Here is an 11,550-nt window from a genome sequence, read left to right on the forward strand (position 1 = left end):
TCGCCGAAGCCGGTCTTGCACCGGCTTCGGCGTTTTTGTTGCGCTGTCCACTGCTCGGTCTAATGCCTGGTGCGGAACCTGTGGGAGCGGGCTTGCTCGCGAAAGCGGTGTGCCCGGCAACATTAATGTCGACTGACACGCCCTTTTCGCGAGCAAGCCCGCTCCCACAGGTTCTGCACCTCAACTGACTGGCCGCGTTTGTCTGTACCGCTAAATCATCGCGCCAGCCATTCGTTCTTGTTGATACGACCGGGCCTCCTGGTCACGCCGCCGATCAGCAAGGACCCCATGCATGAATGCCGCAGACGCACAGAAACTCGCCCGCCGTTTTATCGAACTGCCACAGGACAAGCGTCGCTTGTTTCTGGCCGGCATGGCCCGCGAAGGCATCGATTTTGCGCAGCTTCCCATGACCTCCTGTGTCGGGGCCGATGAGCGTGACGGCCTGTCCTATGCCCAGCAGCGGATGTGGTTTCTCTGGCAGCTGGATCCGCAGAGCGCGGCCTACAACCTGCCGATGGCGGTGCGCCTGAGCGGCGCGCTGCAAACCGAGACGCTGGAGCGCGCGTTCAGCCTGCTTGTCGCGCGTCATGAGTGCCTGCGCACCACCTTCGGCCAGGAGGGCGAACGTGCGTTCCAGCGAGTGGCCGAACCCCATGACCTGACGCTGGCGATCAACGACCTGAGTGCCTTGCCTGAGGAACGGCGCTGGCCGCAGGCGCAACAGCACATGATGGCCGAAGCCACTCAGGCCTTCGATTTGCAACAGGGGCCGTTGCTGAGCCTTCGCCTGTTGCGCCTGGCCGAACAGGAACACGTGCTGTTGCTGACGTTGCACCACATCATTGCCGATGGCTGGTCGATGAACATTCTGATCGACGAGTTCATGCGCACCTACGACGGGTTGGTGGCGGGGCGGCAACCGACCTTGCCGGCACTGACCGTGCACTACCGCGACTATGCCTTGTGGCAGCGCAGCTGGCTGGAAGCCGGGGAGTGCGAGCGCCAACTCGATTACTGGCGCACGCAGTTGGGCGACACGCAGTTGGGTGAAGAGCCTCCGATCCTCGAATTGCCCACCGACCGTGCCTATCCGGCCCAGTCCAGCCACCAGGGCGCGCGCCTGGAGAAAGTCATCGATGGGGCCCTGCGCCAGGCGCTGAAAACCCTCGCCCAGCGCCAGGGCGTGACGCTGTTCGTGGTGCTGCTGGCCGCCTTCAAGACCTTGCTGCACCGCTACAGCGGCCAGACCGACATCCGCGTCGGCGGGCTGATCGCCAACCGCACCCGCAGTGAAACCGAAGGCTTGATCGGCTTCTTCGTCAATACCCAGATCCTGCGCAGCGAGGTCACCCCGCAGACCCGCTTCAGCGACCTGCTGCAGAGCCTGCGTCAGGCGGCGCTTGGCGCCCAGACCCATCAGGAGCTGCCGTTCGACGCGTTGATCGAAGCCCTGCAACCGGCCCGCAGCCAGAGTCACAATCCGTTGTTTCAGGTGATGTTCAACCACCAGCCGCTGGTGATCGATCTGCAGGACGTGCGCCTCGATTGCGGTTTGCAGGTCGGCTATCTGAGCGAGCAGCAAATGGTCGGCAGCGGGCGTCAGCATGCGGCTACCAGCGACCTGATGCTCGATACCCGGGAGGAGGGCGAGCAACTGTTTGCCGCGTTCACCTACGCCACCGACCTCTTCGATGCACAAACCATCGCCGCGTTGGCCGAGCATTGGCACAACGTGCTGGTGTCGGTCTGCCGTGATCCGCAACAGCCGCTGGGCGAGGTGTCGATGCTTGGCACGGATGAGCGCGAGCGCTTGATTCAACCTGTCGCCATCCCGGCGCTGCTGCCCGGCATGCCGCAGCTGTTCGAGGCCCAGGCGACGCGCACGCCCGAGACCCGCGCCGTGATCTTCGTTGGTGATCAGTCGCCCTCACTCAGCTATGCCGAACTGAATGCTCGCAGCAATCGTCTGGCCCATCAGTTACGCGCCAAAGGCGTCGGCCCCGATGTGCTGGTCGGTGTGGCGTTGGGGCGATCGCTGGAACTGGCCGTGGCGTTGCTGGCCGTGCTCAAGGCCGGCGGCGCCTATGTGCCGCTGGACCCGCACACCCCGGCCGAACGCTTGCGCCATGTGCTGGATGACAGTGGACTGAAACTGTTGCTCACCGAGAGCCCGCTGCTGAGCAGTTTGCCGGCGCTCGATGGCATCGATTGCCTGTGTCTGGACCAGCTACCGGACAGCGCCGCTGCGAATCAAGACAACCTGCAAGTGACGGTGGATCCGCAGAACCTCGCGTACGTGATTTACACCTCCGGCTCCACCGGCCGGCCCAAGGGCGTGGCCGTCAGTCACGGTGCGCTGAGTGAATTCATCGCGCGGGCGATCGACTACAGCGATTTGCGCGAAGGTGATCGCGTACTGCAATTCGCCACCAGCAGCTTTGACGGTTTCGTCGAGCAATTTTTCCCGCCGCTGTGCCATGGCGCCTGTGTCGTCCTGCGCGATGCGAGCCTGTGGGACAGCGCGACGTTGCACGAAGTGATCGTCGAACAAGGCATTACCCTGGCGGATTTGCCGGCCGCTTACTGGTATTCGGTGGTGCAGGATTACGCGGCCAACCCGCCGGTCCACTTCGGTGCCTTGCGCCAGATTCATGTGGGCGGCGAGGCGATGGCGGTGGACGGGCTGCGCCTGTGGCAACGCGCCGGGTTGGGCCATGTGCGTTTGCTCAACACTTATGGCCCGACCGAGGCGACGGTGGTTTCGACTATCCACGATTGCAGCGCATTGACCGCCGAAGCGGTGTCGTGGCGCGGCATTCCGATCGGTCACGGCCTGGAGCAACGCCGGTTGTACGTGCTCGACGACGATTTGAACCTGCTGCCGCAAGGGGCGGTGGGCGAGTTGTACATCGGCGGGCCGGGCCTGGCCCGCGGTTATCACCGACAGCCGACGCTCAGCGCCCAACGGTTTATCGCCGATCCGTTCGCGGTCGGCGAGCGCCTGTACCGCACTGGCGACCGTGCCCGGCTGCGCGACGACGGCGCGGTGGAGTACATCGGTCGCGTCGATCACCAAGTGAAAATTCGCGGGTTCCGCATTGAATTGGGGGAAATCGAGTCGCGGTTGCAGCAATGCCCGGGGATTCGTGAGGCGGTGGTGCTGGCATTGTCCCTGACTGGTGGCCCGCAACTGGTGGCGTATCTGGTCGTCGATCAGAGCGTGCTCGGCAGCGCGGCAGAGCAAGTGATTCTGCGTCAGCAAATCCGGGCCTCACTGCAGAAGAACCTGCCGGACTACATGGTGCCCGGTCATTTGCTGCTGTTGCCGCGCCTGCCCCTGACCCCCAGCGGCAAACTCGACCGCAAGGCTTTGCCGATCCCCGATCCGAGCCAGTTACAGAGCAGCTATCGCGCACCGCAAACCGACACCGAACAGGCTCTGGCACAGATCTGGATCGAGGTGCTGCAAGTGCCACGGGTCGGTGTCGATGACCATTTCTTTGAGTTGGGCGGGCATTCGTTGCTGGCCGCGCAAGTGATCGCCCGGATCAAAAGCCAGTTGGGCGTGGTGCTGCCGTTGCGCAGCCTGTTCGAGACACCGCTGCTGGGCGATCTGGCCCTGGAACTGGCCGCGCTGGCCGGCGGTGCAAGCGATAACGACTGGTCCGACATGGATCAGTTCATGAGTTCTTTGGAGGGAGTTGAAGTATGAGCGGCAATATGGCGGAGCGTATCGCTAAAAGGTTCGTCGGTTTGCCGCTGGAGCAACGTCGACTGTTTCTCGCCAAACTGCGCGAGGAGGGCAAGGACTTCAGCCTGTTGCCGCTGCCGGTCAGTCGTCACGACTGCGCGGTGATCCCGCTGTCGTTTGCCCAGCAACGTCTGCTGTTTCTCTGGCAGCTCGACCCGCAGAGCGCCGCGTACAACATGGCCGCCGGCTTGCGCTTGCACGGGCAACTGAACGAGGCCGCGCTGTTGCGTTCCTTCGATCATCTGGTGGCGCGTCATGAAGTGCTGCGCACGGTGTTCCAGACCGACAACGACCCGCCGAGCCAGGTCATCCTCGACCAGCAGAGCGTGCCACTGCAACGCGTCGATCTGTCGAACGTCGCCGTGCAAGAACGTGAAACCGAGCTGGCGCGGCAGGTTCAGGAAGCGGCGGCGCAACCGTTCGACTTGCTCCATGGGCCATTGCTGCGGGCCAGCCTGTTCCGTCTGGCCGACGATGAATATGTGCTGATCGTGAGCATGCACCACATCGTCTCCGATGGCTGGTCGATGGACGTCATGGTCAAGGAATTCGTGCAGTGTTATCAGGCCTTCAGCCTGGAGCGCGAACCGCAGTTGCCGGCGTTGCCGTTGCAGTACGCCGACTACGCGATCTGGCAGCGTCGCTGGCTGGAGGCCGGCGAGGGCGAGCGGCAACTCGATTACTGGCGTCAGCAACTGGGTGAAGAGCATCCGCTGTTGGACGTGGCGGCGGATTTCCCCCGGCCGCTGACCCAGAGCTTTGAAGGCCAGACCCTGAGCTTTGATTTCGGTGTGGATCTGTCCCGGCAGTTGAATGGCTTTGCCCGGGCTCAGGGCATTAGCTTGTTCATGCTGGTGCTGGCCGGGTTTTCGCTGTTCCTGTCGCGTCTTGGCGGCGAGCGCGATATCCGCGTCGGCGTGCCCAATGCCAACCGTGGGCGCTCCGAGGTCGAAGGGCTGATCGGTTTCTTCGTCAACACTCAGGTGTTGCGTTGCAAGGTCGATGAGCGCGGCAGCTTCGACGATTTGCTGGCTCGGGTTCGGGAAGCATCGTTCGGTGCCCAGGCCCATCAGGAGCTGCCCTTCGAGCAACTGGTGGATGAACTGGTGCCCGAGCGAACCCTGGGGCATAACCCGTTGTTCCAGGCCAAGTTCAACCAGAACGTCGGTATGCAGACCCAGCGTTCGATGAACCTGCCGGGCCTGAGCGTTACCGAGTATCCACTGGACAAACAAGGCACGCACTTCGATCTGGCGCTGGACATCACTGATGACGGCACGCTGATCCACGGGCAAATGACCTACGCCAGCGACCTGTACCAGCACTCGACCATCGAGGCGTTCATTCCGACGCTGCTCGGTCTGTTCCGCGAATTGCTCAGCGCCCCGCAGGCGCCGCTGCACAGTCTTGCAACCACACCTGTGCAACCGGCGCTGGCGCCACGGCAGCCGGCAGAATCGGTGTTGCAGCAATGGGAGCGTCAGGTGGTCACACAGCCTGAGGCGCTGGCCGCACGCTGTCTCGAACGAACCTTGAGTTTCCAGGCGCTGGATCAGGACGCCAATCGCCTGGCCCACTACCTGCGTGCGCAAGGTTTGCAAAACGGGCAGCCAGTGGCGGTGCTGATGGAGCGCTCACTGGAGTGGCTGACCTGTGTGTTAGGGGTGATCAAGGCCGGGGCGGTGTACATGCCGCTGGACGTCAAGGCGCCGGCCGCGCGATTGCAGCAGATGCTCGCAGGCGCGCAGGCGAAAGTCCTGCTGTGTGCCGCAGGCGACGCGCGGGAAAGCAGCCTGGCGGTCGCCGGTTGCCAAGGGCTGGCCTTCGCCCCCGAATGCTGGCAGGACCAGCCGACGACGAAGCCTTCGCTGATAGTGTCGGCGGATGCAGCGGCCTATGTGATTCACACCTCCGGTTCCACCGGCCAACCCAAAGGCGTGCTGGTGAGCCACGGCGCTCTGGCCAGTTACGTGCGCGGTGCGCTGGAACGTCTGGCGCTGGAGCCAGCGGCGAGCATGGCGCTGGTCTCGACCATTGCGGCGGACCTGGGATTTACCGTGCTGTTTGGTGCCCTGTGCTCCGGGCGCCTGTTGCATGTATTGCCGGAGGAGCTGGGCTTCGACCCGGACCGGTTTGCCGATTACATGGCCGGGCACCAAGTGGGCGTGTTGAAGATCGTGCCGGGGCATTTGGCGGCGCTGATGCAAGCGTCCCGGGCCGCCGATGTATTGCCGCAACACGCATTGATCGTGGGCGGCGAAACCTGCTCGCCGGCATTGCTCGAACAAGTGCGGCGACTCAAGCCGGGCTGTCGGTTCATCAACCACTATGGCCCGAGTGAAACCACGGTCGGCGTGTTGACCCATGAGCTCAAGGATCTCGACTCGGGTGCCCGCAGCGTGCCGGTCGGCCGTCCGTTGTCGGGTGCGCATGTCTACGTGCTGGACGATGTGCTCAACGCGGTCGCCGATCAGGTGGCGGGCGAGCTGTATATCGGTGGTGAGAGTGTGGCGCTGGGTTACCTGGGGCAACCGGGGCTGACCGCCGAACGCTTCCTGCCGGATCCGTTTGGTGCCGCCGGCGCGCGGGTGTACCGCAGCGGTGACCGGGTGCGGCGCAATCGCCAGGGCGCGCTGGAGTTCATCGGACGTGCCGACGATCAGGTCAAGGTGCGCGGCTATCGAGTGGAACCGGCGGAAGTCGCCCGGGTACTGCTGGGCCTGAACGGTGTAAGCGAGGCCGCAGTGTTGGCCTTGCCGCTGGACGGGGATGAAACGCGCCTGCAACTGGTGGCGTACTGCGTGGCCGCACCTGACTTGCCGTTGAATGTCGACGCCTTGCGCCAGCAGTTACAGGCCTGCCTGCCGGAGTACATGGTGCCGGCGCAGATCGTGGTGCTGGAGCGCCTGCCGCTGACCGCCAACGGCAAACTGGACAAGCGTGCCTTGCCGGCGCCGGGGCTGGTCATGCAGCAATTTGTTGCCCCGGTGGGCGAGATCGAACAGAAGCTTGCCGCCATCTGGGCCGATGTCCTGAAGCTTGAGCAAGTGGGCAGCACCGACAACTTCTTCGAGCTGGGTGGCGATTCGATTCTCAGTCTGCAAATCATCGCCCGGGCCAAACGCCAGGGCATCAAGCTGAGCCCCAAGCAACTGTTCGAGAAACAGACCATCGGCCAGTTGGCGGCGGTGGCCAAGCTGATCGAGAGCAAACCGGCCGCCAGCGTCGTGCAAAAGATCAGTGGTGAGCTGCCGTTGTTGCCGATCCAGGCCCGCTTCTTCCAGACCGACATCCCTCAGCGCCACCACTGGAACCAGTCGGTGATGCTGCAACCGCAAATCCCCCTCGACGCGACCCATCTGCACAACGCATTGGCCGCCCTGGTCGAGCAGCATGATGCGCTGAACCTGAGTTTCCAGGCATCGGGCGAGACTTGGCAGGCGACATTCCAGACGCAGCGCCACACGGACCTGTTGTGGGTGCGGGCACTGGACGACCTTGCCGATTTGCCAGCGCTGGCCACCCAGGCCCAGCGCAGTCTCGACTTACAACAGGGCCGGCTGGTGCGCGCGGTGCTGGTGAACCTGCCTGACGCAACACAACGTTTGCTGCTGGTGATCCATCACCTGGTGGTGGATGGCGTGTCCTGGCGGGTGCTGCTGGAAGATTTGCAGCAAGCCTATACCGCGTTGGCGGCTGGCAAGGCGATTGTCCTGCCGGGCAAAAGCAGTTCGCTCCAGGCCTGGGCGCAACACCTGCACCGTTACGGGCAAAGCGATGCCTTGAAGGCTGAGCGCGATTACTGGCAGCGCACGCTGGAGGGCGATAACAGCGACTTGCCGAGGGACTTCCCCGAGACCGTCCAGACTCGTCGCCAAGCCGCTCGGGCCACTTCACGCCTGAACAAGACACTGACCCACGCGCTGCTCAAAGTGGCACCGGCCGCCTATCGCACCCAGATCAACGATTTGCTGCTGACGGCCCTGGCGCGGGTGTTGTGTGACTGGAGCGAACAGGATTCGGTGCTGATCCAGCTCGAAGGCCACGGCCGCGAAGACCTGTTCGACGACCTCGATTTGAGTCGCACCGTCGGCTGGTTCAGCAGTTTGTTTCCGGTGCGCCTGACTCCACAGGCAGAGCCGGGCACTTCGCTGTGCGCGATCAAGGAACAACTGCGAGCGGTGCCGGGCAAAGGCATCGGCTACGGCGTGCTGCGCTACCTCGCAGGCTTCGAACCGCTACGGGAATTGCCGCCGCCGCGCATTACGTTCAACTACCTCGGCCAGTTCGACGGCGCGTTCAGTGCCGCTGATGGCGCACTGTTGGTGCCGGCTGCCGAAAGCACCGGTGAGCATCAGAATGAAGATGCGCCCTTGGGCAACTGGCTGAGCGTCGATGGCCAGGTCTACGGCGGTGAACTGGAATTGAGCTGGACGTTCGGCCAAGGCATGTACCGCCCGCAAACCATTCAGGCGCTGGCCGATGCTTATTGCCATGAACTGGAACGACTGATCGAACATTGCACTGTCGGTGAACATGCCGGAGTCACGCCGTCGGATTTCAATCTGCTGAGCCTGACTCAGGCGCAACTGTCGGCGCTGCCGGTGCCGGCACGGGATATTAGCGATCTCTATCCGTTGTCGCCGATGCAGCAGGGCATCCTGTTCCACAGCCTCAACGAACCGGACGGCCCGGCCTACACCAATCAATTGCGGGTCGATGTACGGCAGCTCGACGCCGAGCGTTTCCGTCAGGCCTGGCAGCAGACACTGGAGGCCCATGAGATTCTGCGCACAGTATTCGTCTGGCCCGAGGATGCTGACGCGCCGGTGCAGATTGTAAGGCAGACGGTGCAGATGCCCATGACCGTACAGGACTGGCGCGGTCGTGATGACCTTCACGCAGCGCTCGATCAGTTGGCCCGAGAGGATCTGGCCGCCGGTTTCGAACTGGACCACGCGCCGCTGTTGCGCGTGTTGCTGGTGCGAACCGCTGAAGCGCAGCATCACTTGATCTACACCAGTCATCACATTCTCATGGACGGCTGGAGCACCTCGCAGTTGTTCGGCGAGGTGTTGCAACGCTATGCCGGCATGACCCCGGCGGCGACCCCGGGACGCTATCGCGATTACATCGAGTGGCTGGACCAGCGCGATGTTCAGGCCAGTCGCGAGTTCTGGACGTCGGCATTGGCTGACCTTCAGGAGCCGACCCGCCTGGCCAGCGCCATGCCGGTCAGTCAGACGTTGGCCAGCGGTTATGCCGACTACCAGCATGTGTTCAGCGAACAACAAACCGGCGACCTGAACCGCTTCGCCCGCGAGCAGAAGGTCACCCTCAATACTCTGATGCAAGCCGCGTGGCTGGTGCTGTTGCAGCGCTATACCGGCCAGGACACCGTGGTCTTCGGCGCCACCGTGGCCGGTCGGCCGACGGACTTGCCCGGCGTCGAACAGCAGATCGGCCTGTTCATCAATACCTTGCCGGTGGTGGCTGCGCCATCCGCCGAGATCCCGGTCGGCCAGTGGATTCAGCAGGTGCAGAGCCTCAACCTGGCCCTGCGCGAACATGAGCACACGCCGCTCTACGATATTCAGCGCTGGGCGGGGCAGGGCGCGGGTGCGCTGTTCGACAGTATTCTGGTGTTCGAGAACTACCCGATGGCCGAAGCGCTGGCCCAAGGCTCTGCCACCGGTCTCGAGTTTTCCGCCCTCTCGCGTCAGGAGCAGACCCACTATCCGTTGACGCTGGTGGCGGTTACCGGTCGCGAGTTGACCCTGGGCTTGAGCTTCGACCAGGCCTGTTTCGATCACGCCACCATCGCCGACCTGAGCACCCGGCTCGAAGGCCTGATGATGCAATTCATGTCGGATGCTTCGCAGCCTCTGGGCGCGTTGCAACTGCTGGACGGCGCCCCGCGTCAAGCGGCTGTCGACTGGGGCAAGGCTGCGATCACGGCGCTGGATTCGCGCAACGTGGTCGAGCGGATCGACGCGCAGGTACAACGCCAACCGCAAGCTGCGGCGGTGTTGTTTGCCGAGCAAACCCTCGATTACCGCAGCCTCGACGCCCGGGCCAATCGACTGGCGCACAAGCTGCAAGCGCTGGGTGTCGGGCCGGAAGTGCGGGTGGGCGTGTGCATGCGCCGCACCCCGGACATGCTGGTCGGGTTGCTGGCGATCCTCAAGGCTGGCGGTGCCTACGTGCCGCTGGACCCGGAATATCCGCAAGAGCGCTTGCTGCACATGCTCGAGGACAGTTGCGCAGCGGTGCTGCTGACCGAAGCCGCGTTGCAGGCGATGTTGCCCGAGGCGTTGCCGTCTCAAGTGCTGTTGGTCGAAGAGGGCGCCGAATGGCTCGCCGGGTATCCGTCCACGGCGCCCGTCAGCCAGATCGTGTCGCAGAACCTGGCCTATGTCATTTACACCTCCGGCTCCACCGGCAAACCCAAAGGCGTGGCGATCACCCACGCTAACCTCGCGGCGCTGATCCAGTGGTCGCAGGGCGTTTACCGCGATGAGCAGCTGCGTGGCGTGCTGGCTTCGACTTCGATTTGCTTCGACCTGTCGGTGTGGGAAATTTTCGTCACCCTGGCCAGCGGCGGTTGCATGGTGCTGGCGGACAACGCCCTGGCGCTGTCCGAGTTGCCGGCCCGTGAGCGCGTGACGCTGATCAACACCGTGCCGTCGGCAATTGCCGCGCTGCAACGGGCCGGGCAGATTCCGGCGTCGGTCACCACCATCAATCTGGCCGGCGAGCCGCTCAAGCAGACGCTGGTCGATACGCTGTACGCCAGCACCTCGGTCAAGCAGGTTTATGACCTGTACGGGCCGTCGGAAGACACCACCTATTCGACCTTCACCCTGCGCACCGCCAACGGCCGGGCGAACATTGGGCGGCCGCTGGACAACACCGTGGCCTACCTGCTCGACAGTCAGTTGCAGGTGTTGCCGGCAGGGTTGGCGGCCGAGTTGTACCTGGCCGGTGCCGGCGTGACCCGAGGTTATCTGCTGCGTCCCGGCCTGACTGCGGAACGCTTCGTACCGGACCCGTTCGCCACTCATGGTGAGCGGCTGTATCGCACCGGCGATCTGGTGCGCCAGGGGCCAGACGACACGATTGAGTACATCGGTCGCGCCGACCATCAGGTGAAGATTCGCGGCTTCCGCATCGAGCTGAGCGAGATCGAAGCCCGATTGCTGGAACAGCCCGAGGTGCGCGAAGCCGTGGTGCTGGCGCAGGAGGGCGCGGCGGGTAAACACCTGCATGCCTACGTCGTAGCGAGCCAACCGGGCAATTTATCGTTGGCGGAAAGCCTGCGGGCGGCCCTGGCCAATCGTTTGCCGGCGCACATGGTGCCAAGCCATCTGCACGTGATCGACGCGCTGCCGCTGACCCCCAATGGCAAGCTCGATCGCAAGGCCCTGATGGCGCTGGGCGGCAATCCGACGCTGCAGCGTTACGAAGCGCCGCACACCGATCTGCAATGGGAAGTGGCAACCGTCTGGCAAGAGGTGCTGGAAGTCGAGTGCGTCGGTCTGACGGACAACTTCTTCCAGTTGGGCGGGCATTCGTTGCTGGCGACGCTGGTGGTGACCCGGATCAAGGAACGCCTGGGTGACAAGGTGCCGCTCAAGGAACTGTTCGAAGCCGACACCCTGCAAGCGTTCTGCACCCGCATCGAAGCGTTGCGCGTCGATTTATCACCGGTTCAGGACGAATTGGCTAAATCCCTGGAGGCCCTCAAACGTCTATCCCTCGATGATCTGGAAAAACTGATTTCTTGAGGGGAACAA

2 protein-coding genes are annotated in these 11,550 nt (G+C 63.5%); both read left to right on the plus strand.

The genetic code is table 11. The features are described from left to right. The first annotated feature begins 292 nt into the window (after positions 1 to 292). Positions 293 to 3,715, plus strand: coding sequence for a non-ribosomal peptide synthetase (locus KW837_RS26140; RefSeq protein ID WP_218399041.1), 3,423 nt, complete (start codon positions 293 to 295; stop codon positions 3,713 to 3,715). Then, complete coding sequence (locus KW837_RS26145; protein ID WP_218399042.1) at positions 3,712 to 11,541, plus strand: non-ribosomal peptide synthetase; 7,830 nt, start codon at positions 3,712 to 3,714, stop codon at positions 11,539 to 11,541. Before KW837_RS26140 ends, KW837_RS26145 begins: the two co-directional genes overlap by 4 nt. The last annotated feature ends 9 nt before the right edge of the window (positions 11,542 to 11,550 follow it).

Origin of the sequence: Pseudomonas sp. PDM24, assembly GCF_019218905.1 — a bacterium.
GTDB lineage: Bacteria > Pseudomonadota > Gammaproteobacteria > Pseudomonadales > Pseudomonadaceae > Aquipseudomonas.